Origin of the sequence: Campylobacter blaseri, from assembly GCF_013201895.1 — a bacterium.
In the GTDB taxonomy this organism is placed as follows: Bacteria; Campylobacterota; Campylobacteria; order Campylobacterales; family Campylobacteraceae; genus Campylobacter_B; species Campylobacter_B blaseri.
The window spans coordinates 195,432-215,491 of record NZ_CP053841.1 but is presented as its reverse complement, the minus strand read 5'-3'; the positions used below and the strand labels follow the sequence as shown (position 1 = coordinate 215,491).

Sequence of the window (20,060 nt, the reverse complement as noted above, 5' to 3'; positions counted from 1 at the left end):
AAATACCTTCATTGCATTTTATCTATAATTTGTAAAGTATTTTTTAACTCCTTTAAGACTAGTTTATTTTGATAAGGTAGTCCTATAGTTATCCTAATGGCATTTATACCATAACCTTTTAAATCTCTTAATATAATCCCTTTTTTAAGCATATTGTCATAAATTTCTGTTGAGTTTTTATCCTTGAAGATAAATGTTATAAAATTTGTATAACTATCTATTATCTTAATATTATGTTTTTTGGCAAATTTTTCATATCTTTTCATCTCTTTAAGGTTATTTTTAAGTGTTTTTTCTATATATTTTTTATCTTTTAAGGCCTCTTTTGCAGCTTCTAAACTTATAGTTGTTACATTAAAAGGTGCTCTTAGCTTTAAAAGATTGCTCGTTATATTTTCATTTGCTATACCATAACCAACTCTCATTCCTCCAAGCCCATAAAGCTTAGAAAAGGTTCCTAAATATAAAACATTATTAAATTCAAAAATTAAATTTCTTACATCAATTCCCTTTTTTACATCTTTAAATTTTGCAAATTCATTATATGCCCCATCTACTACAACTAAAGTATCTGCATCAACTTCTTTTATAAATTTATATACATCTTCTTTATCCAAACACTCTCCAAGTGGATTGTTTGGAATACATAAAAATATAATATCAATTTCATCTTTGTGTGCTTCGTAAATTTCTTTAAACTCTTCTAAATTATGCTCTTTTGAAGTTGTTTTGTAAATTTTTGCCCCAAGATGCTTTGCGTATATTTCATACATAGAAAATGTGATGCCACTAGTTAAAATAGCACTATTTTCATCCATCTTAGCATGAACTGCAAACTCTATTATCTGATCGCTGCCTGAGCCTATTATTATATTATTTAAATCTACTTCATATTTTTTTGCAAGTGCTTTTTTAAGCTCAAACATACTATCATCTGGATAAAGATGAGCTTTGTTTGCATTTTTCTTTATAGTTTTTTGTACATTTTTACTAGTTCCCATAGGGTTTTCATTGCTTGCTAGTTTTATTACATCTTTTTCTTTAATGCCAAATTCTCTTACTATAAGCTCTATTGGTTTTCCTGCTTCGTAATTTTCAATATTTTCTAAGTTTTTGTTAAATTTCATATCTTATCTCCATTTAAGTAGCTACCAAGCCAAACTATTTCATTGCCTATTTTTTCAGCTAAATTTAAAATATTTTTTACTTTTTGATCATCAATATGCCCTTCAAAATCTATATAAAAAATTGTTTTAAAATCTTTTTTCTTGATAGGTCTACTCTCTAATTTAGTTAGATTAATACCTTCATTTCTAAACATATTTAAAAGATTAGAAAGCGCCCCTGGAGTGTGGTCTGTTTGTGCCATAATAGATGTTTTATCATCTCCTGTTTTTTCATTTTTAAAATCACTTAAAATTAAAAACCTAGTTCTATTTGCTAAATTATCTTCAATCTTTTCAAACATGATCGGTAGATTATACAAATTTGCAGCTATATGTGAGCAAATAGCAGCTGTATTTTTGTTTTCATAAGCCTCTTTTGCAGCTAGTGCAGTAGATTTTGTAGCTATAAATTTAGTACTCATAAGATCGTGATCTTCTAAAAATTTAAGACATTGATTATACCCTTGTGGATGAGAATATATCGTTTTTATATTTTCTAAATTTTCACAACTGCTAGCAAAAGAGTGATGTATATCCATATAAATTTCAGCCACAATATGAACATTTGGATACTCTTTAAGACAATCAAGCGTAGTTCCAACTCCGCCTTCTGTGTTGTTTTCTATAGGAACAACTCCATATTTTGCATTTTTATTATCAACCTCTTTAAAAACTGCTTCGATGTTTGAGAGTGGCATATATGAGCTAATAGAACCAAATCTTGATTTGGCAGCTTGGTGCGAATATGTTCCATATGGCCCTAAAAAAGCTATTGTTTGTGGTTTTTCTATATTTCTTGAAATTGAAAATATTTCAAAAAATATAGCCTCTATGGCTTTTTTGTTTAAATTTCTTAAATTTAGGCTAGTAAGTCTATTTATAATCGCCCTTTCTCTCTCTGGTCTATATATGTTTTGCCCAGATGATTGTTTTATTTCACCTATCTTTTTTACATACTCCATTCTTTTACTTAAAAGCTCTATAATTTCGTTATCAACCGCATCTATAGACTCTCTTAACTCATCTATATTTTTCATTCTTCCCCCAACAAATCCACCTCATTTGCTATTAAATCTTCAAATGTTTCTCTTTTTCTGATTAGTTTAATTTTATTATTTATTATGGCAATTTCAGCAGCCCTAAGTCTTGAATTGTAATTACTTGACATAGAAAAGCCATAAGCTCCTACATTTTTTACTACTAATAAATCACCACTTTTTAAATTTGGAAGCTCTCTATTTTTACCTAAAAAATCTCCACTTTCACATACAGGACCAACTATATCACAATTAAAAAGCTCATCATTGCCATTTAAAGCAACTATCTTATGATATGCATCATATAAACTAGGTCTTAAAAGATCGTTCATTGCACTATCTACAATAACAAATCTCTTATTATTATTTATTTTTTCATATAAAACTTTTGTTAAAAGCTCCCCCGCTTTAGATACTAAAAATCTGCCTATTTCGCAAACTATTGTTACATCTTGACCTTTTAGTGCAGCTAAAATCCCCTGTGCATACTCATAAAGGTTAATCTCTTTTTCATCTTTGTATCTTACGCCGATACCACCACCTATATCAAAGAATTTTATATCTATCTCTAAAGTTTTAAGCTCTTTCATTAGTTTAGCAACAATGCTTGCTGCTTCATGAATTGGTTTTATATCTGATAACTGGCTTCCTATATGAAAATGTATGCCTATTGGATTTAAAAATTTGCTATTTTTAGCTTTGATATACATTCTTTTTGCCTCATCAATACTAACACCAAATTTATTTTCATTTAATCCTGTTGATATATAAGGATGTGTTTTAGGATCTATGTTTGGGTTTACTCTTATGCTAATTCTTGCTTCTATATTTAACTCTTTAGCTATTGCTTCAACTCTATTAAGCTCAGCAAAGCTTTCAATATTTATCATTAAAATATCATCTTTTAAAGCGCTTTTAATCTCACTATCTTTTTTACCTACACCTGAAAATATAATTTTGTACTTCAATGCTCCTGCTAAAAGTGCTTTTTTAACTTCGTTATAGCTAACACAATCAAACCCAGCACCTAAATTTGCTAAGTATTTTAATAGGCTTAAGTTGGAATTTGCTTTTACAGCGTAACAAATAAGAGATTTTCTTGCATAAAAAGACTCTTTTAATTCTAAATATCTTAATTTTACTTCATCAAAATTGTAAATATATAAAGGAGTTCCATAAGTATTTGCTAAATTTTCATAATTCATATTCTATAAACCTTTTTAATAAAATTTGATTTTACTAAAAATTTACTTAAAAAGCGTTAATTTTTCTTAAAAAGCAAGCATACAGAAAATATAGCCAAAAGGATTATTGGCATAATTATGCCAATTTCTGGAGCAATAACTCCTGTCAAAGAAAATCTTGTAAGGATAAAAAGCACTCCCCACAAACAAAGTGTTGTTATAAAAAATATAAAGCTTAAAAATGCTATATTAAAAAATCTGCCCGTAGCAGGTAGATAAAAAAATAAAATTACAACCATAATAGGTGCAAAAAATGGTGTAAAAATAAGACTATATAAATTTGCTTTTATCCCATCAATATTAATGCCTTGATTTTTAAAGGTTTTTATAGAACTAATTGCATCTTTTATTGAATATGTATTTGATTTATTATAAATTTTTTCTATTGATGAGGGATTAAATCCTTTTAAATCATAAAATTTATCTTTTTTTTCTTGTTTTAGTCCTTTAGCTCCAAGTTTTAAATCAGATGGAAATGTAACTAAATTCACATCAAAAAAACTCCACTTTTCTGAGTCATAGTTTGCTTTTTTAGCGAATGTGATTGTCTCTAAATTATCTTTGTTTGTGCTAAGAATTCTAATGTCGCTAGCCGCATTTGATTGAGAGTTAAGTCTTTTTATATATATATATTTATTTTCATATTTTAAAAACATACTATTACTAACTTTTCCAATGTTATTAAAATTTTCTAAATTATTTCGGTACTCATCGACATATGCAAACCCAGTTGTATTTGAATATACATATATAAAAGTTATCACTAAAGATATAAAAAATGGTGTTCTTATAAGCTTAATTTTGCTTACTCCAAGAGAGTAAAGACTTACTAATTCATTACTTCTTATCATATTTATCTTAGCTATAATCATAGCAAATATTAAACTTAAAGGAAGTATATAAGCTATAGCACTTGCTGCTGTAAAAAGCAAATATAACACAGCCAAATTTGCACTTTTTGGAAAGTCTTTTAAGTTGGTTAAGATATCTATACTTACATAAAAAAACTCTAGTGCTATAAAAAGAATAAAAAAATATTTTAGATAAACAATGGCTAAATATCTTGAGTATAATTTTGGCATATTATATGCCTTTTCTAGTGAAACTGTTTCTAACAGTTGCTAAATCGCTTTTCACAAGTTCTAAAACAGCTTTTTTTGAGTGTGTTAAAAACTCCTCTAAATATTGTTTTTCATCTTCGTTAAATTTACCTAAAACATGGTCTATAGCGGAATTACTACTTTTACCTATACCAAGTCGAACTCTTTCATAATCATTTCCTATCAAACCATCTATAGACTTAATGCCATTATGCCCGCCACTACTTCCGCCTTTTTTAAATCTTACAGCCCCATAATTTAAATCTAAATCATCATGTACAACTATGATTCTTTCTGGCTTATAAAAATCTTTAACAGCTTTTACGGAATTTCCACTTAAATTCATAAAAGTATGTGGTTTTAAAAGAAGAAGTGAGCCCTTTTTATAAAGCTCACCTTGAAATTTTGAAGATGTAATGTCTATATAAGCATCATCAATTATTTTATCTATAAGCATAAAGCCTATATTATGTCTTGTTAAATCATACTTTTTACCAATATTTCCAAGACCAACAACTAAAATCATTATACTTACTTAGCAGCAAGCACTCCAACTACAGCAACATTATCACCTTCTAAGATGGTAACTCCAGCTGGAACTTCTATATCTCTTACTATTATAGAATCACCCGTATCAAGACCTGATACATCTAGTAAAAACTCATTTGGCAAATCTTTGCCTTTGCACTGAACTGGAAGTCTTTTTTTAGACTGCACTAAAACACCTTTGTTTTTTAGTCCTATTGCAGATCCTTTTGTTTTAACAGGAATGTAGTATTTTGATAAAACATCATCTAGCACTACTCTTAAGTCAACATGGGTTAAAGTATTTGTTACTGGATGTTTTTGATACTCCTCAACTACTACTTTATGTGTTTTATCTCCCACTTTTATATCAAAAGCTAAAGTTTTTTTATCTCTAACGTGTTTTATGAACTCATTAACTTTAAAAGCTGCATTAATATTCTCAACGCCTTTAGCATAGATATTAGCGATTAGATAACCATCTCTCTTTAAAGTCTTTGCCGACTTTTTACCGATACTCTCTCTAATTATACCTTCTAACATCATTTTCCTTTCTTAAAAAATAAATAACTGGTAATTATATATTATTATTACTAAATTTAATATAAATTTTTAATCAATATCCTCTAATGCAATATCAATATCACAATATAATTCTTTTGAATTTTTTAATTTATCATCTTCTTTTTTAGACATAATTACATTTTTTATATCTATATCTAAATCTCCTCTATTTGTACTTTTATCTAGTGCTTCTTCTCTTGTTATAGCCCCTTCTTTAAATAAATCTAAAAGATGTTGATCAAATGTTTGCATACCATATGTATTTCTACCATCTTTAATAGCATCAGTAATTTCATGAGCTCTATTGCTTATTATCATCTCTTTAATTCTTGCATTTTTACGAAGTACTTCGACAACAGGTCTTCTATAACCATCTTTAGTTGAGATTAATCTTTGAGATATTACTGATTCTAAAACAGAAGCTAATGCTAATCTAATTCTTTCTTGTTCATAAACTTCAAACATAGAAATTATCCTATTTACTGTCTCTTTAGCATCTATAGTATGGATAGTTGAAAAAACTAAATGCCCTGTTTCAGCCGCCCTTAACGCTGTTTCAATTGTCTCTAGATCTCTCATTTCACCAACAAATATAATGTCAGGATCCTCCCTTAAAGATGCCCTTAAAGAATCTGCAAAATTTGTGCAATCTTGTCCAACTGCTCTTTGGTTTATAATACATTCTTTATCTTCATAAATATATTCAACTGGATCTTCAATGGTTATTATATGAGCTGGTCTAATGTTATTTATCCTATTTAACATACTAGCTATTGTTGTAGTTTTACCGCTTCCTGTAGGTCCTGAAACTAAAATTAATCCTCTCATAGAAGTATCACATATATCTTTTAATACTTTAGGCAATTTTAACTCATCTATAGTTGGAATTTTTGACAGTATAACTCTAAATACAGCACTAATACCGCTTATTTGATAAAATACATTAACTCTAAATCTATACTCTTTATTTAAGATATAAGTAAAGTCTAAATTTTTCTTTTCTTCTAAAACTAAAAACCTTTCGCCTAAAATAATTCTCATAATACCAATTATCTCTTCTTTTGAGAGATTATTTTCACTTAATTTAAAAATATCACCATTTATTCTTCCTCTTATATTTGATCCTGATTTTATATGTAAATCACTTCCACCATGATCAATTAAAAATCTAAGATATTTATCTAGCCTTTCTTTTGCAAGCTTAATTTCTTTTTCATCCATCATTACAATATCCTCATCTCTTATTTTAGTGATTTTAAAATTTCTTGAAATGCTATTTTAAATTGTTTTAATCCATCTTCCAATAAAAAAGCATAGGCTTTATCCATATCTATAGAACTACCTATTTTTTCAAAAAAAGCATCTATTTGACTATCTGAATATGGCTGTTTTAATTTATTATCTATTTTTATAAATTCTTTTATTGTATCTAAAGGGGCTGTGTTTATTGAGTTTTTATACATAAGTTCACTTACATAATAGCTAGGCTCTAAGCTAGCTCCTTTTACGCCCGTGCTTGCAAATAAGGCTCTAACATTACATTGGTTAGTTTTTTGGATTAAATTATAGCATTTAGAAGCATTCATAATTCCAATCCGACCTGCTTTAAAGCCATTTTTTACCATCTCTTCATCTAACAATCTATCAAACCTACTAACAAATACGCTTATAACAGCTTGTGGTAATTTTTGTTCACTATGTGTATTTTTAAAAGTTTTTGTTCCATTTTGCAAAGCCAATAAACACTCTTGTGTTTGCTCTGGTGAAAAAATTAAAGTTGCATTTACATTAACCCCTTTTGCTATAAGTTTTTCCATAGCCACATAACCCTCTTTAGTAGCAGGAACTTTTATCATAACATTTGGCATATTTATACTTTCAAACAGCCTAATACCTTCATTATATGTAGCATTAGCATCATTACAAAGTTCTGGATCAACCTCTAAACTAACAAAGCCATCATCACTATTTTCATAGTTTTTAAGCAAGATAGTGGCTGCATTTTTAATATCTTTAGTAGCCATTAACTCATAAATTTCTTTTGGACTTTTATCTTTAAAATCATTTTTATATTTATCATAAGCTTTTGAGTTTAAAATAGCATTTTTGAAAATAGCTGGATTTGAAGTAGCTCCATTGAAAATTTCATCTTTTACAAAATTTTTAAACTCACTATCTATAAAATCTCTCTCTAAAAAATCGCACCAAAGACTAAAATTTCCATTATACATATTTTTTGATCTCCCTTAAATCTCTTTTATCTATTACATAAGTGGCCTCTTTTTTAAGCACCTCATGTGCACAAAAAGCTATATTAAGCCCTGCTTCTTTAAACATAGATATATCATTTGCACCATCTCCTACGCACATAACCTCTTCTTTTTTAAGTCCCAACAATCCTTTTAGTTGTTTTAACATTAGCCCTTTTGACTCATTAAACATCATCTCCCCACCAGCTAAACCTGTAGTTATGCCATTTTTTGTATGGAAATAATTTGCAAAACTAGCATCGAATCCAAGTTTTTCTTGCGCGACATCAGTTCCTATATGAAATCCACCACTAAAAACTACAACTTTTATGCATTTTTCTTTTAAATAAGATATTATCTCTTTTGCGCCATCTATAAAAGGCAAATTCTTAGCTAACTCTTTAGCGTCTTCTTCCTTCATTCCTTTTACAAGAGCAACCCTTTTGGAAAAACTTTCAAAAAAGTCAAGATCTCCAGCCATAGCTTGATTTGTAATATCGGCAACTTCTTTTCCAACACCCATATGTTCAGCAAATTTAGTGATAGTTTCACCGTCCATTAATGTATTATCAAAATCAAAAATGCAAAGTTTTATCAATTCTTATCCTTATCTTATTTGGTATGCATTGTATCTTATTAATCTTTTATATTCTCTAAAAAAAGTCTATTTTTCTTAAATTTAGCTTGATATATTTTATCAGTAACTGCATATGAGTTTAGATTAAAATATATCATATCATTAAATTCAACAACCTTATCTTGATGATAATGCCCCTCTATAACATATTCTGCCTTGTGTTTACTTAATCTGTATTTGGCAAATTCTTCAAAATTATTCATTTCTTTATATAACTCTTTATCTTTTTGATGTTTTAAAATAGATTTTGTAATTTTAAAATTTGTAATTTTATCTAAAAAATTCATAAATTTTAAAAAAGTTCTATTTCTTAGAAATAAAAGTATATATTTTGTAATTGGAGGTAAAAAAATATCGCCATGAGCCATGCTAACATCTTTGCCTATTTTGGTTTTAAATCTTACAGGTTGATTTTGGATGTCAAATACCTTAATATTTGGAAATACTCCACTTATATTATAATCATGATTCCCTTCAAAATAATAAATTTCATTTGTTCTAGAAAGTTCATTTAATAAATCAATCTCTTTTTGATAAAATTTTTTTGAATACTCTGTAAAGCTTAGAAAATCAAAAATATCTCCCATTAAAAATATTTGTGAAAATTCATATCTATCATTTTTAACATCTTTTAAAAATTTATAAAAGTGGTCTTTATTGGAATTTTCATGAGCGTCGCTTATAAAAATTGCACCCTCTTTTATTTCATAACTATTATGCAATTTTTAAAGCTCCTTTTACTTGGTATGTATTAATTAAAAATTTATCTCTTTATATTCTATTTTGATAATTTCAACCTCACTGACTCCACCTGGTAAGTTTAAAGTTACTTCATCGCCCTCTTTTTTTCCTAGAAGTTGTTTTATGATCGGGGTATTTGTGCTAACTAAACCTTTTGAAATATCACTTTCACTAGCACCTACAATTGTATATGTTTTTATATCGCCCGTATCCACATCCTCAATAGTTATAGTTGAACCAAATTTGACTCTATCGTGCTCGTAATTACTTGGGTCAATTATCTGTGCACGACTTATAATGTCGCTAAGTTCGGCTATACGTCTTTCTATAAAGGCTTGTTTTTCTTTTGCTGCGTGATATTCTGCATTTTCTTTTAAATCACCGTGGCTTCTTGCTATGTCAATTTCTTTAACTATATATGGTCTTTCAATCTCTTTTAATTGCTTAAGTTCAGCAGTTATTTTTTCATAACCATAAATTGTCATGGGTTCTACCATTAAATTTCCTTTTTAATTCTAATTATACTTGATTTTTTTAAATCTACGCTTTTATCAAATTTGCAACATTTTTTGCACTACCAAATTTGAGATACTGTCTTAACTCTTTGGCTGAATTTGCAAACTCTTTATAGTCGCAATCCCTGTGAGCTTTTAGTAAATTTTGCACATTTACATCATCTTGCAAAAGCTCTTTGTGAAGTGGTTTTTTACCCCAAAAAGTAAAAATTATATTAGCTAGTCCTGCATGTTTTATGTTTTTAACAAATAGCTTTGCTATAAACATATCAATATTTTTTGCCTTGTAACATAGAACAAAAGGAGTTCCAACAAGTGTGGCTTCAAGTGTAGCAGTTCCCGAACAAACAAATGCAAACTCACTTTTTAAAAGTGCCTCTTTGGTGTCAAATAAAATCTCATATTCACTCACATCTCCATAAAACTGGGCAATTTTATCTTTTAAATGTGGTGGAACTACTAGCTGTTTTTTATAATCTTTATAGTTTTTAATAAGCTCGTTAAAAATAGGCATTAATTTTGAAATTTCAGCCCTTCTTGAACCGGGTAAAAATGATAAAACTCTATTGTTGCTATAATCTGTTTTTGTTTCATTAATAATGTCAAGCAATGGGTGTCCAACATAAACTGAACGGTTATAATACTCTTCATCAAAAGGCAAAATTGAGGCTAAGTTATCACAATATTTCTCAACTTTTTCTACCCTTTTTTGTTTCCAAGCCCAAACTTGCGGGAGAATGTAGTAGGTTATAGGTGCTTTCACATTTGCCTCTTTTAACGCTTTTGCCAAAGGAAGATTAAAAGCAGGAGAATCAATTAACAAAATATGTTCACACTCCTTAGCCAATTCAACCATCTTTTTTATAGCCCTTTTTGCTTTGAAAATAAGAGGTAAAACTTCCACAAAGCCCATAGCTGAAAACTCGTCACTGCTCATAAAAGGCTTTCCAAATTTAGGAGAAAATATCCCTTTTGGTTCATACTCATTAAGCTCATCTAAAACCTTTTTTAAGTGTAAATTTGCTGATGGTTCAAGTGCTGAAATTAAAATTTTCTTTTTTATCATATCTTCATCATATTCCTGAAATTTTTATTTGATTATAACAAATTTATGTTAAACTTATAGAAAAAGGACTTTTAACTTTGAAAGAAATTTTAATTACAAATGATGATGGTTTTGAAGCTCTTGGCATAAATGAACTTGTAAAAACGTTAAGAGATATAGCTCACATTACAGTTGTAGCTCCAAGCACTGAAAAATCAGCCTGTGCACACTCTTTAACCCTTACAAAACCACTAAGATTTATAAGTATTGATGATGATTTTTATAAGCTCGATAACGCAACTCCAGCCGATTGTATCTTTTTAGCACTTCACACACTTTTCCCTAACAAAAAGCCAGACCTTATTATAAGTGGTATAAATCATGGGGCTAATGTAGCTGAAGATATAACATATTCAGGAACTTGTGGTGCTGCTATGGAAGCAGTTTTGCACGGTATTCCTTCCCTTGCTGTATCGCAATTTTATATAGGAAATAGTTTAGAGGAAAATGGTTTTGATTTAGCTTGCAAAATAACTATAGATATTGTTAAAAAGATTTTCAAAGACGGATACCCTTTACCACCTAAAAAATTTCTAAACTTAAATATTCCAGCAGTTAGTAAAAATGACTATAAAGGCTTGAAAGCCGTAGGTGCAGGTGAAAAGTTTTATACAACAGACGCACAACTTAATAAAAATCCAAGAGGGTTAGAGTATTACTGGCTTGGAAAAATGAACATAAACTATGATGAAAACAAAAACAAAAATACAGACATAAAGGCTTTGATTGATGGGTATGCAAGTTTGACACCAATAACTTTAAATTTAACTGATTTTAATGAGCTTGAAAGTGTGGAAAAATGGCTGAGATGATAGATAGATTTACAAGAAGCAGATGGCTTTTTGAAGATAATTTTGAAAAGCTACAAAATGCCAAAGTTTTAGTATGTGGTTGTGGTGGAGTTGGTGGAGCTTGTATAGAAGCACTTTATAGAAGTGGAGTTATAAACTTAACTATAATTGACTGTGATACTTTTGAAATTACAAATCAAAACAGACAGCTTGGAAGTGAAAATATTGGAGAAAAAAAGGTAGATGTCTTCAAGGCTAAATTTGAAAACATTACCCCTATTTTTGCAAAAATAGATAGTGATTTTGTAGATAAGTTTGATTTTAGCGAGTTTGATTTTATAGTTGATGCAATTGATGATATAAATGCTAAGGTAATGCTAGCTAACAAAATTATAACTAACAACGATAACAAAACTAAATTTGTTAGCTCTATGGGTGGAGCAAAACGCCTAAATCCTGAGCTTATAAAGATAACTAACATTTGGAAAACAAATACAGACCCGTTTGCTAGAAAATTTAGATATGAACTTAAAAAATCAGGTTTTAAAGGCAATTTTGATGTCATTTTTTCCACAGAACTTCCAAAAGATATGAAAAATTTAGGAAGTTTTATGGGTGTAACTGCAACTTTTGGACTATTTTTAGCTAGTTATGTTGTAAAAAAACTAATAGAAAACAGGATATAAAATCTAAATAATTTATATCCTGTATATAAATTAAAATCCTAATTCTTCTTTTATTAAAACTATAGTAGTTCTACCTTTGTCATCACCATTAATATAGCTAAATTTATTAGCTATATTTTGAGCATTATATTTACCCTCTTTGCCATGCTCTTTAGCTGCTTTGTTTATTCTTTCTATATTTTTGGGAATTGCTACTTCATTTATTCTTTTTATGGCATCTTCAAAATTATCTACAATTTTATTAACTCCTGCAAACAAAAGCACCTTTTTAGGTCCAAAAATTTGAGCAGCAACTCTGTTTCCACTACCATCTGCGTTTAAAAGCTCTCCATTTTTAGTGATAGCATTAGTGCTTGTTATATAGATATCTGCAAGTAACCCCTCTCTTCTTCTTTTGCTGTTTTCTTCTGAAGATATGCCTTTTTCATATTGGTTTAAAAGTTTAATATCTTTTAAATCAACTAAATAATCCAAAAGTCCAATTTGCTTAACTGTTATTGAACCTCCAAGTCCGACAACAGCATCTTTAAAAATAACTTTTTTTGCATATTCTAAAGCCTCTTTTGAGCTTTCAACTACAACAACTTCAAATCCGTTTTTGGTTAAATTTTCTATACATTTTTGCATATTTACCTCACTTTTTTAATTTTATTTCTTGAAACTCTATACATTTTTGAAGGAGTTTTTTCAAAAAATTCACTGTCTACTACCTCATCTGCCACACTTTTGGCAAACTCTTCATTAAATTTTTCTCCATGAAGATTTGCAGAAGTGGAGTATAAAAACAGAAATTTATCTAAAAACTCATTGTGCTTTTTGTCTTTTACAACTCTTATGCTTTTTAAGTTTGGATATATAATAGTTGATTTTTTTGCTTTTCTAATGAAATTTTTATGCCTATTTGGAACTCTAGCTAGAAGTTTTAACTTTTTTAAGCTAGATGTTGTCATAATACAAGGTGTATTTAATGCTCTATTTTTAACCTTGTTTAGCTCCTTAAAATCATTACTTAAAAAACCAGCAGTTGTATCAGTTTGTGCTAAAAAAATCATAAAACTCCTTATATTTTAAAATTATATCATATAAAATTAATTTTAAAATTATGCAAATTAAATTTAAAGTTAACTTTATAATAAAAGTGATAAAATTGCACATTAATTTTTGGCAAAGGGGATTGAATGAAAAATGTATTAGTTAAAACAATTTTAGCTAGTTCTTTAGTTGCAAGCTCAATGCTTGCTGAGGGTCTTTTTGTAGGTGGTGAAGCTGGGTATTATAAAACATCTACATCGCTTATAGAAGATCCAGGCTTGCCTACAGAAAAAAAGGTTACATTTAAAAAATCTCATGCATCATTAGGTTTTAAAGCTGGATATGACTTTGATATGTATAGAGTTTATGGAGAGTATATTCACAATTTTAAAGCAAAAATTAATTTTGAAGACGGAGCATATATATCCCAAAAATCAGATGACATATTAATTGGAGCTGACTACACACCTAAAATTACAGATAATTTTAAATTTGTTGTTGGTGCATTTGGAGGTCGCTCTAAAATGAAATATAAAGTAAAAAATGATTTAAATGAAATATTTAAATTTTCTGGACATGGCTGGAAAATAGGTGCAAAAGTTGGTGGAATTTATGAAATAAATTCTCAAAATGAAGTTGAATTTGGTGTTAAGGCTGCATTTGCAAAATATAAAAGTCTTGATAATAAACCAAAACCTTATGGTGCTTATATAGGTTATAACTACAAATTCTAATTTTATTAGGTTGCTTTTACAACCTAATTTTAACCAATAAACATTCAATTTATTTATAAATTTAATAAAAACTTCAAGATAAAAGCAATAAAATTTCTAGGAAAATTTCAAACAATAGTTTTAAAATATTTTGATACCTTTAAAACCTAAAACTCTATAAAAAGCTAAAACTTATCAAAACTAAAATTATATTAAATACTATTATTTGATTTTATATAATGATAGGATAAATCAATGACTACAATTAATGTTGAGCATAAAAGTATCACAAATTTAGAGAACTTCCCAATTATGTTTTTTACTGTTATCATGGGTTTTAGTGGGCTTACAATGTCATATGAAAAGCTAGACAACATTTTTCATATCTCAAATGTAATTTTTGAAATTTTAAAGTATTTTACAACGATATTATTTTTTATGATAAGTGGCTTTTATCTAGCAAAGTTCATAAAATATCCAAAAGCTGTTAAAGAAGAATTTTCACACCCAATCAAAATCAACTTTTTTGCAGCTTTTTCAATATCTGTTTTACTTATATCAAATTTATGGAGCAAACACGCACTAATCTACAATACATTTTTTTACACTGGTATGGTAGTTCAAACTTTTTTAACATTTTATGTTATATCATTTTGGATAAATAATAACCTCTCAATCAACGCATCAAATCCATCTTGGTTTATGCCAATAGTAGGAAATTTAGTAATCGTGTCAGCAGCTAGAGAAAGTTCTCATTATTTGTGGTATTTTTTTTCAATTGGAATGTTTTTTTGGATAGTTTTATTTACAATTATTTTTTATAGAATTATATTTCACGACCAATTAGCACAAAAATTTATGCCAACACTTTTTATAACAATAGCTCCACCATCTATTGCATTTGGAGATTATGAAAAACTCTCAAGTAATTTTGACAACTTTTCTTTTGTATTTTTAAGCTTATCTATATTTTTTACAGCACTCATACTTTTTATGTATAAAAACTTTATAAAACTTGAATTTTTCCTGTCATGGTGGGCTTTTACTTTTCCTGTAGCAGTTGCTTGTAAAGCCTTTTTAAAAGCTTATGAAATAACAGGCGATACTTTTTTTATAGTAATTGGTCTACTTGCATTTTTGGCACTATTAATTTTAATTTGCATAGTAACTTATGAAACATTAAAATCTTTAATTAAAGGTGAAGTATCGGTATTTGGATAAATCTCAATTTATAAGGGCTGTTTGTATAGCCCCTATAAAATGTATCTAACTATCTTCTTTTTATAGAGCATCTATTTAAAAAATAACATGCAGGGCAAAAACCAGTTACACCAACTACGAGTGGAATTAAACCTATAAGTGCCCACCAGCTTCTATAAAAATACCAAATTCCAACTATTAAAGTAAGTCCTATTATAACTCTTATAACTCTTGATTTTGTACTAACCACTACAAACTCCTTGAAATTTATAAATTTGGTAGTATAGTAACAAATACCAAAATTTTAATCTGTGATATCATCACAATAAATTTTATAAAATAGTTATAACTCCTCTTTTTTGTTCAATTATTTTTTCTTTTTCCAACTCTTTCAATACTCTTGAAATGACCTCTCTTGCACTTCCTAAATGGTTTGCTAGTTCTTGATGTGTGATTTTAATAACACTATTTTTGTTATTTTTATTTAAAAAATCAAGTATTCTATCATTTAGTGGAGAAAAAAGTGCCTTCTCCATTGTGGTTACCACAGAGTTAAACCTTTTTGACATCAAATTTAAAGTATGTTCTGAAATTTGTGGATATTTGGCTTTTAATTTTTCAAAAATTATAGTTGGTATAAGTAAAAATTTACAATCTTGTGCAACTTGCAAATTTAACTCCTCATTAAAAGTAGCCATATTGCAACAATTAGAACACAACATACACTGCTCATTTTCTTTCAATACAAAAACCGTAATCTCTTTAAATTTATTTGAACTTATATATGCCCTTAAAATTCCACTTTTAACAATTATATAGCCGTTGCATTCACTGCTATTTTGATATAAAATTTCATCTTTTTTCATAAATTTATTTTTGGTATTTTTTATGATTTCTTCCGTATCTTCTTTTTCAAAATTAAACTTATCTAAAAAGTTTTTTTGTAAAAAATAAATATCTTCTTTACTAAGCATATTCAACCTTTTGTGATTTTATCACTAAATTATTATAACATTATAGATAAGATTGTATAAAAAATAATTTAAAAGGTATAAAATGAATGAAACACCAAATTTAGTAAAAAAAGAGGTCTCAAAATTGCAAAATTTCCCTATAATGTTTTTTGCAACTATTATGGGTTTTAGTGGACTTGGAATGTCTTATGAAAGACTTAACCATTTTTTTCATCTGTCAAATGTAGTTTTTGAGTGCATAAAATACTTTACAACTACACTATTTTTTATAATTTCGGTAATTTATCTTATAAAATTAATTAAATACCCACAAGAGGTAAAAAAGGAGTTTTTTCACCCTATAAAAATTAACTTTTTTGCAGCTTTTTCTATTTCGCTTTTATTGCTTTCTATTTTTTGGAAAACCAACACTTCTGTTTATAGTGCATTTTTTTATTTAGGACTAGCTATACAAACCTTTTTAACATTTTATGTTGTATCATTTTGGATAAACAATAACCTCTCAATAAACCACTCAAATCCCGCTTGGTTTATACCAATAGTTGGAAATTTGCTTGTTCCACTTGCAGATATAAATAACGCACCATTTGTATGGTATTATTTTTCTATAGGGCTATTTTTTTGGATTATTTTATTTACCATTATATTTTATAGAATCATCTTCCACGACCAGCTTGCTAAAAAGTTTATGCCAACACTTTTTATAATTATAGCACCTCCTGCGATAGCTTTTGTTGGATATATAAAACTAACAAATAGTTTTGATGCGATGTCATATATATTTTTAAATTTAACTATATTTTTTGTAGTTTTGATACTTTTTATGTATAAAAACTTTTTAAAGATGAAATTTTTCCTATCTTGGTGGGCTTTTACTTTTCCTATAGCTGCAGCAAGTTTAGCATTTTCAAAAGCCTATGAATTAACTCATAATAACTGGTTTATAATGGGTAGTATTTTTAGTTTTGTTGGTCTAATTATGCTAGTTAGTATAGTTACTTTTTTTACTATAAAATCAATAAAAAATGGTGAAATTTGTATATCTGAGTAACAAAATATAATTTATCAATTAGATATAAGTTTATTTATTATTTTTTTGTATAATGATAATCTTAATTCAAAATAACAATCTTAGGAGAAAAAATGAAAAAACTACTACTTAGTTTAATTCTAGCGTTCTCTTTTGCAAATGCGAAAGACAAACTAACTATATATTTTGATGCAGGCGGAAGTGCAGGAGATGCATTTGGAACCGTTATATCAAATGGAGCAAAAGCTGCGGCTAAAGATTTAAATGTGGATTTGAAAGTCTATTTTTCAGACTGGAATCCAAATAAAATGCTTGAAAACTTTAGAACTTATAGTGCAACAAAACCAGATGGAATAGTTGTAATGGGACATCCAGGAGATGAAATCTACAAGCCTTTGATAGATAAAGCTATAAAAGATGGAATATACGTAACTTCAATAGACACTCCACTTAAGGAGACAAGAAAAGAAAATGGCTCTAAAGGCTTTGGTTATGCAGGAAGTGACAACTACTCTTCAGGCATTGCTATGGGTAATGAAGCAATTAGATATCTTAAACTAAAAAAAGGCGATAAAGCTTTAGTTTGGGGGCTATTAAGCCAACCTGAACGCGGACTTAGAGCAAAAGCTATGATAGAAGTTTTGGAACAAAATGGAATAGTTGTTGACTATATTGAAATTTCACCTGAAATAAACAAAGACGCAACACTTGGACAAAATGTTTTTGGAGCTTACATGGCTAAACACCCTGATACAAAAGTTGCGTTTATAGATCACGGCTCGTTAACTGCACAAATGGGTCAATTTATGAAAAACTTAGGGCTTGATAAAGACAAACTTAGCATTGCTGGTTTTTCACTTTCACCTGCAACTCTAGCTGGCATTAAAGATGGCTATGTTGATATAATAGGCGATGCACAACCATTTTTCCAAGGATATTTTAGTATAGTTCAAATTTATATGAGTAAAAAATATGGATTTTCTGGATTTCATGTAGATACAGGTGGCGGTTTTGTAACTAAAGAAAACATTGATATGATCGAGCCTTTAATCAAACAAGGCATAAGATAAGTATGATAAAAATCAAAAATGCACACAAAAGCTTTGGCAAAACTGAGGTTTTAAAAGGCATTGATTTTAGCTTAAAAAAGGGCGAAGTAGTCGCCCTTTTAGGCGATAACGGTGCAGGGAAAAGCACATTTATAAAATGCCTTTGTGGATTTGATAAATTTGATAAAACTGATGAATTTAGCATTTTTGGCAAAGAGATAGACAAAAAAAGATATAGCCTAAAAGAGTCTAGAAAACTAGGTATTGAGGTTGTTTTTCAAGAAAACTCCTTAGGGTTAGAGCAAGAAATTTATAGAAATATCTTTGCAAATAGACATATTACAAAATTTGGACTAATAGATAGAAAAAAAGAGATAGCAATTACAAATGAAATCTTAAAAAATTTTTTAGGTTTTAATGGAAAAGGGCTAAATGCCACAACAAAAGCATTAAATTTAAGTGGTGGCGAAAAACAAGGTCTTTGCATAGCAAGAGCTATACATTTTAACTCTAAAGTTTTAATCTTAGATGAGCCAACAACGGCACTTGGCATAAATGAAGCTGCAAAATTTATGGGATTTTTAAAAAAATTAAAGCAAAAAGGTATGAGTGTAATTATAATAACTCACAACCTAAATCAAGCTTTTAATATTGGGGATAAATTTGTTCTTTTAAGAGACGGTCTTATTAAAAGTGAGTTTTTAAAAGAGGAAATTTCAAGCTTAGATGCTTTGTATAAGGCATTTTATGAATAAAAAAAATGTAATTATAAGTTTAGTTTTAATCTTTATTTTGGCACTTTTTGCCTCATTTTCGCCCGGAGTTTTTTTAAAACCAAATATATATTTTAGCTATCTTTCTAGCATTCCTATAATCTTAATTTTATGTATAGGTTTGCTTCCGCTTATAATAGCTGGAGAGTTTGATATGAGCTTTCCTGCAACTATGGCAATGGGAGGGTTTGTATTTTCATACACTTTTAACACTACAAACTCTATGTTTTTGGCTTTGATTTTGGCTCTATTTTTTGGAGTTATAGCAGGGGCATTAAATGCCTTTTTAGTTGTAAATATAAAGGTAAACTCAATAATTGCAACCATTGGAACTCAATTTTTCTTTAGAGGACTTGCTGTTGTTTTAAGCAGTGGGCTATCTTTGTCTTTAGCAAATGCAAATGGTTTATTAAAAGAGATTTTTGTGGGTAGAGTAACTCCATTTGAAATACCTATGCAAGCTTTTTGGGCAATTATAATATGTCTATTAACCTATCTTTTCATATTTAGACACAAATTTGGAGATAGTGTTCTTTTTACAGGAGATAACGAAAAAGCTGCTAAAATGCTTGGTATAAATGTGGCTAAAACCAGGTATATTCTTTTTATAAATATGGGCATTATGAGCACACTTGCAGGGATAATTTTAAGCTTAGAGTTTATAAATTGGTGGCCAACTCAAGGCGAAGGGTATATGCTTTTAGTTTTTGCAGCTATTTTTATAGGTGGAACTGGAGCAAAAGGAGGAAGTGGGAGTATTTATGGAACTATCATTGGAAGTATAATAATTGGCATAATGGAAAGTGGCATAGTTGCTATGGGATTTGATGCTTTTTATACTAGGGTTGTATATGGTGCGATTATAGTAATTTCGGTTATATTTTACTCAAAATTTGAAGAGAGTAAAAATTAATTTATTTAACATAATC

Annotated in this window: 24 protein-coding genes; 8 read left to right on the top strand and 16 right to left on the bottom strand. The window is 28.6% G+C overall.

The genetic code is table 11. The annotated features are described in order from the left end of the window. Nucleotides 1-8: 8 nt before the first annotated feature. The 12 genes from hisC to lpxB all read right to left on the bottom strand — a co-directional run bounded on the left by hisC (nucleotide 9) and on the right by lpxB (nucleotide 10,844). Nucleotides 9-1,127 (bottom strand): histidinol-phosphate transaminase, encoded by a 1,119-nt coding sequence (hisC, locus tag CBLAS_RS01155; RefSeq protein WP_106870887.1) that lies wholly within the window; start codon nucleotides 1,125-1,127, stop codon nucleotides 9-11. Beyond that, nucleotides 1,124-2,203: a prephenate dehydratase gene (gene pheA, locus CBLAS_RS01150; protein WP_106870885.1), complete on the bottom strand. Its 1,080-nt coding sequence runs from the start codon at nucleotides 2,201-2,203 to the stop codon at nucleotides 1,124-1,126. Before pheA ends, hisC begins: the two co-directional genes overlap by 4 nt. Continuing rightward, on the bottom strand, nucleotides 2,200-3,408 hold the full coding sequence (lysA, locus tag CBLAS_RS01145; protein WP_106870883.1) for a diaminopimelate decarboxylase: 1,209 nt from the start codon (nucleotides 3,406-3,408) through the stop codon (nucleotides 2,200-2,202). The genes pheA and lysA overlap by 4 nt, the downstream gene beginning before the upstream one ends. A 56-nt stretch (nucleotides 3,409-3,464) precedes the next feature. Next, nucleotides 3,465-4,529 carry an LptF/LptG family permease gene (locus tag CBLAS_RS01140; protein ID WP_106870881.1) on the bottom strand — a complete coding sequence of 355 codons (1,065 nt, stop codon included), beginning with the start codon at nucleotides 4,527-4,529 and terminating at the stop codon, nucleotides 3,465-3,467. A 1-nt stretch (nucleotide 4,530) separates the two neighbouring features. Continuing rightward, nucleotides 4,531-5,073 (bottom strand): aminoacyl-tRNA hydrolase, encoded by a 543-nt coding sequence (gene pth, locus CBLAS_RS01135; protein ID WP_106870879.1) that lies wholly within the window; start codon nucleotides 5,071-5,073, stop codon nucleotides 4,531-4,533. Nucleotides 5,074-5,078: 5 nt separating this feature from the next. Continuing rightward, entirely contained in the window at nucleotides 5,079-5,615 is a 537-nt protein-coding gene (locus CBLAS_RS01130) for a 50S ribosomal protein L25/general stress protein Ctc (RefSeq protein WP_106870877.1), read from the bottom strand. 69 nt (nucleotides 5,616-5,684) lie between these two features. Continuing rightward, nucleotides 5,685-6,860 (bottom strand): type IV pilus twitching motility protein PilT, encoded by a 1,176-nt coding sequence (locus CBLAS_RS01125; RefSeq protein ID WP_206603287.1) that lies wholly within the window; start codon nucleotides 6,858-6,860, stop codon nucleotides 5,685-5,687. Nucleotides 6,861-6,877: 17 nt separating this feature from the next. Further along, nucleotides 6,878-7,867: a transaldolase gene (locus CBLAS_RS01120; protein ID WP_106870875.1), complete on the bottom strand. Its 990-nt coding sequence runs from the start codon at nucleotides 7,865-7,867 to the stop codon at nucleotides 6,878-6,880. Next, nucleotides 7,860-8,483 carry a phosphoserine phosphatase SerB gene (gene serB / locus CBLAS_RS01115; RefSeq protein ID WP_106870873.1) on the bottom strand — a complete coding sequence of 208 codons (624 nt, stop codon included), beginning with the start codon at nucleotides 8,481-8,483 and terminating at the stop codon, nucleotides 7,860-7,862. The genes CBLAS_RS01120 and serB overlap by 8 nt, the downstream gene beginning before the upstream one ends. A gap of 38 nt (nucleotides 8,484-8,521) precedes the next feature. Beyond that, complete coding sequence (locus CBLAS_RS01110) at nucleotides 8,522-9,244, bottom strand: UDP-2,3-diacylglucosamine diphosphatase (protein ID WP_106870871.1); 723 nt, start codon at nucleotides 9,242-9,244, stop codon at nucleotides 8,522-8,524. A gap of 33 nt (nucleotides 9,245-9,277) precedes the next feature. Beyond that, complete coding sequence (gene greA, locus CBLAS_RS01105; protein ID WP_106870869.1) at nucleotides 9,278-9,760, bottom strand: transcription elongation factor GreA; 483 nt, start codon at nucleotides 9,758-9,760, stop codon at nucleotides 9,278-9,280. 43 nt (nucleotides 9,761-9,803) lie between these two features. Next, complete coding sequence (gene lpxB, locus CBLAS_RS01100; protein WP_106870867.1) at nucleotides 9,804-10,844, bottom strand: lipid-A-disaccharide synthase; 1,041 nt, start codon at nucleotides 10,842-10,844, stop codon at nucleotides 9,804-9,806. A gap of 77 nt (nucleotides 10,845-10,921) precedes the next feature. Between lpxB and surE the strand changes: the two genes are divergently transcribed. Beyond that, nucleotides 10,922-11,695 carry a 5'/3'-nucleotidase SurE gene (surE, locus tag CBLAS_RS01095; RefSeq protein ID WP_106870865.1) on the top strand — a complete coding sequence of 258 codons (774 nt, stop codon included), beginning with the start codon at nucleotides 10,922-10,924 and terminating at the stop codon, nucleotides 11,693-11,695. After that, nucleotides 11,683-12,360, top strand: a complete 678-nt coding sequence (locus tag CBLAS_RS01090; RefSeq protein WP_106870863.1) for a ThiF family adenylyltransferase — start codon at nucleotides 11,683-11,685, stop codon at nucleotides 12,358-12,360. The genes surE and CBLAS_RS01090 overlap by 13 nt, the downstream gene beginning before the upstream one ends. 30 nt (nucleotides 12,361-12,390) lie before the next feature. Here the strand turns inward: CBLAS_RS01090 and CBLAS_RS01085 are convergent, their stop codons facing one another. Then, nucleotides 12,391-12,987 carry a lactate utilization protein gene (locus CBLAS_RS01085; RefSeq protein WP_106870861.1) on the bottom strand — a complete coding sequence of 199 codons (597 nt, stop codon included), beginning with the start codon at nucleotides 12,985-12,987 and terminating at the stop codon, nucleotides 12,391-12,393. A 2-nt stretch (nucleotides 12,988-12,989) separates the two neighbouring features. Continuing rightward, nucleotides 12,990-13,412: a Sua5 YciO YrdC YwlC family protein gene (locus CBLAS_RS01080; RefSeq protein ID WP_106870859.1), complete on the bottom strand. Its 423-nt coding sequence runs from the start codon at nucleotides 13,410-13,412 to the stop codon at nucleotides 12,990-12,992. A 126-nt stretch (nucleotides 13,413-13,538) separates the two neighbouring features. Here CBLAS_RS01080 and CBLAS_RS01075 point away from each other — a divergent pair, with 126 nt between their 5' ends. Both CBLAS_RS01075 and CBLAS_RS01070 read left to right on the top strand, forming a co-directional pair. Further along, the gene (locus CBLAS_RS01075) at nucleotides 13,539-14,126 is read left to right on the top strand and encodes an outer membrane beta-barrel protein (protein WP_106870857.1); all 588 of its coding nucleotides are present in this window, start codon (nucleotides 13,539-13,541) and stop codon (nucleotides 14,124-14,126) included. A gap of 234 nt (nucleotides 14,127-14,360) precedes the next feature. Continuing rightward, nucleotides 14,361-15,326 carry an SLAC1 anion channel family protein gene (locus CBLAS_RS01070; protein ID WP_106870855.1) on the top strand — a complete coding sequence of 322 codons (966 nt, stop codon included), beginning with the start codon at nucleotides 14,361-14,363 and terminating at the stop codon, nucleotides 15,324-15,326. A 49-nt stretch (nucleotides 15,327-15,375) separates the two neighbouring features. Here the strand turns inward: CBLAS_RS01070 and CBLAS_RS01065 are convergent, their stop codons facing one another. Continuing rightward, nucleotides 15,376-15,555 carry a YgaP family membrane protein gene (locus CBLAS_RS01065; RefSeq protein WP_106870853.1) on the bottom strand — a complete coding sequence of 60 codons (180 nt, stop codon included), beginning with the start codon at nucleotides 15,553-15,555 and terminating at the stop codon, nucleotides 15,376-15,378. A gap of 82 nt (nucleotides 15,556-15,637) precedes the next feature. Further along, the gene (locus tag CBLAS_RS01060; protein ID WP_106870851.1) at nucleotides 15,638-16,279 is read right to left on the bottom strand and encodes a Crp/Fnr family transcriptional regulator; all 642 of its coding nucleotides are present in this window, start codon (nucleotides 16,277-16,279) and stop codon (nucleotides 15,638-15,640) included. An 82-nt stretch (nucleotides 16,280-16,361) separates the two neighbouring features. Here CBLAS_RS01060 and CBLAS_RS01055 point away from each other — a divergent pair, with 82 nt between their 5' ends. The 4 genes from CBLAS_RS01055 to CBLAS_RS01040 all read left to right on the top strand — a co-directional run bounded on the left by CBLAS_RS01055 (nucleotide 16,362) and on the right by CBLAS_RS01040 (nucleotide 20,044). Continuing rightward, on the top strand, nucleotides 16,362-17,330 hold the full coding sequence (locus CBLAS_RS01055) for an SLAC1 anion channel family protein (protein WP_106870849.1): 969 nt from the start codon (nucleotides 16,362-16,364) through the stop codon (nucleotides 17,328-17,330). Nucleotides 17,331-17,422: 92 nt separating this feature from the next. Further along, a complete protein-coding gene (locus CBLAS_RS01050; protein ID WP_106870847.1) occupies nucleotides 17,423-18,379 on the top strand; it encodes a sugar ABC transporter substrate-binding protein in 957 nt (318 codons plus the stop codon). Between the two features lie 2 nt (nucleotides 18,380-18,381). After that, a complete protein-coding gene (locus tag CBLAS_RS01045) occupies nucleotides 18,382-19,113 on the top strand; it encodes an ATP-binding cassette domain-containing protein (RefSeq protein ID WP_106870845.1) in 732 nt (243 codons plus the stop codon). Then, nucleotides 19,106-20,044 (top strand): ABC transporter permease, encoded by a 939-nt coding sequence (locus tag CBLAS_RS01040; RefSeq protein WP_157940017.1) that lies wholly within the window; start codon nucleotides 19,106-19,108, stop codon nucleotides 20,042-20,044. The genes CBLAS_RS01045 and CBLAS_RS01040 overlap by 8 nt, the downstream gene beginning before the upstream one ends. The last annotated feature ends 16 nt before the right edge of the window (nucleotides 20,045-20,060 follow it).

What these genes read in the sequence shown, in the direction of transcription:
- hisC (WP_106870887.1), bottom strand. Translation starts at nt 1,127, where the DNA reads ATGAAATTTAACAAAAACTTAGAAAATATTGAAAATTACGAAGCAGGA.
- pheA (WP_106870885.1), bottom strand. Translation starts at nt 2,203, where the DNA reads ATGAAAAATATAGATGAGTTAAGAGAGTCTATAGATGCGGTTGATAAC.
- lysA (WP_106870883.1), bottom strand. Translation starts at nt 3,408, where the DNA reads ATGAATTATGAAAATTTAGCAAATACTTATGGAACTCCTTTATATATT.
- CBLAS_RS01140 (WP_106870881.1), bottom strand. Translation starts at nt 4,529, where the DNA reads ATGCCAAAATTATACTCAAGATATTTAGCCATTGTTTATCTAAAATAT.
- pth (WP_106870879.1), bottom strand. Translation starts at nt 5,073, where the DNA reads ATGATTTTAGTTGTTGGTCTTGGAAATATTGGTAAAAAGTATGATTTA.
- CBLAS_RS01130 (WP_106870877.1), bottom strand. Translation starts at nt 5,615, where the DNA reads ATGTTAGAAGGTATAATTAGAGAGAGTATCGGTAAAAAGTCGGCAAAG.
- CBLAS_RS01125 (WP_206603287.1), bottom strand. Translation starts at nt 6,860, where the DNA reads ATGATGGATGAAAAAGAAATTAAGCTTGCAAAAGAAAGGCTAGATAAA.
- CBLAS_RS01120 (WP_106870875.1), bottom strand. Translation starts at nt 7,867, where the DNA reads ATGTATAATGGAAATTTTAGTCTTTGGTGCGATTTTTTAGAGAGAGAT.
- greA (WP_106870869.1), bottom strand. Translation starts at nt 9,760, where the DNA reads ATGGTAGAACCCATGACAATTTATGGTTATGAAAAAATAACTGCTGAA.
- lpxB (WP_106870867.1), bottom strand. Translation starts at nt 10,844, where the DNA reads ATGATAAAAAAGAAAATTTTAATTTCAGCACTTGAACCATCAGCAAAT.
- CBLAS_RS01090 (WP_106870863.1), top strand. Translation starts at nt 11,683, where the DNA reads ATGGCTGAGATGATAGATAGATTTACAAGAAGCAGATGGCTTTTTGAA.
- CBLAS_RS01085 (WP_106870861.1), bottom strand. Translation starts at nt 12,987, where the DNA reads ATGCAAAAATGTATAGAAAATTTAACCAAAAACGGATTTGAAGTTGTT.
- CBLAS_RS01080 (WP_106870859.1), bottom strand. Translation starts at nt 13,412, where the DNA reads ATGATTTTTTTAGCACAAACTGATACAACTGCTGGTTTTTTAAGTAAT.
- CBLAS_RS01075 (WP_106870857.1), top strand. Translation starts at nt 13,539, where the DNA reads ATGAAAAATGTATTAGTTAAAACAATTTTAGCTAGTTCTTTAGTTGCA.
- CBLAS_RS01070 (WP_106870855.1), top strand. Translation starts at nt 14,361, where the DNA reads ATGACTACAATTAATGTTGAGCATAAAAGTATCACAAATTTAGAGAAC.
- CBLAS_RS01060 (WP_106870851.1), bottom strand. Translation starts at nt 16,279, where the DNA reads ATGCTTAGTAAAGAAGATATTTATTTTTTACAAAAAAACTTTTTAGAT.
- CBLAS_RS01055 (WP_106870849.1), top strand. Translation starts at nt 16,362, where the DNA reads ATGAATGAAACACCAAATTTAGTAAAAAAAGAGGTCTCAAAATTGCAA.
- CBLAS_RS01050 (WP_106870847.1), top strand. Translation starts at nt 17,423, where the DNA reads ATGAAAAAACTACTACTTAGTTTAATTCTAGCGTTCTCTTTTGCAAAT.
- CBLAS_RS01045 (WP_106870845.1), top strand. Translation starts at nt 18,382, where the DNA reads ATGATAAAAATCAAAAATGCACACAAAAGCTTTGGCAAAACTGAGGTT.
- CBLAS_RS01040 (WP_157940017.1), top strand. Translation starts at nt 19,106, where the DNA reads ATGAATAAAAAAAATGTAATTATAAGTTTAGTTTTAATCTTTATTTTG.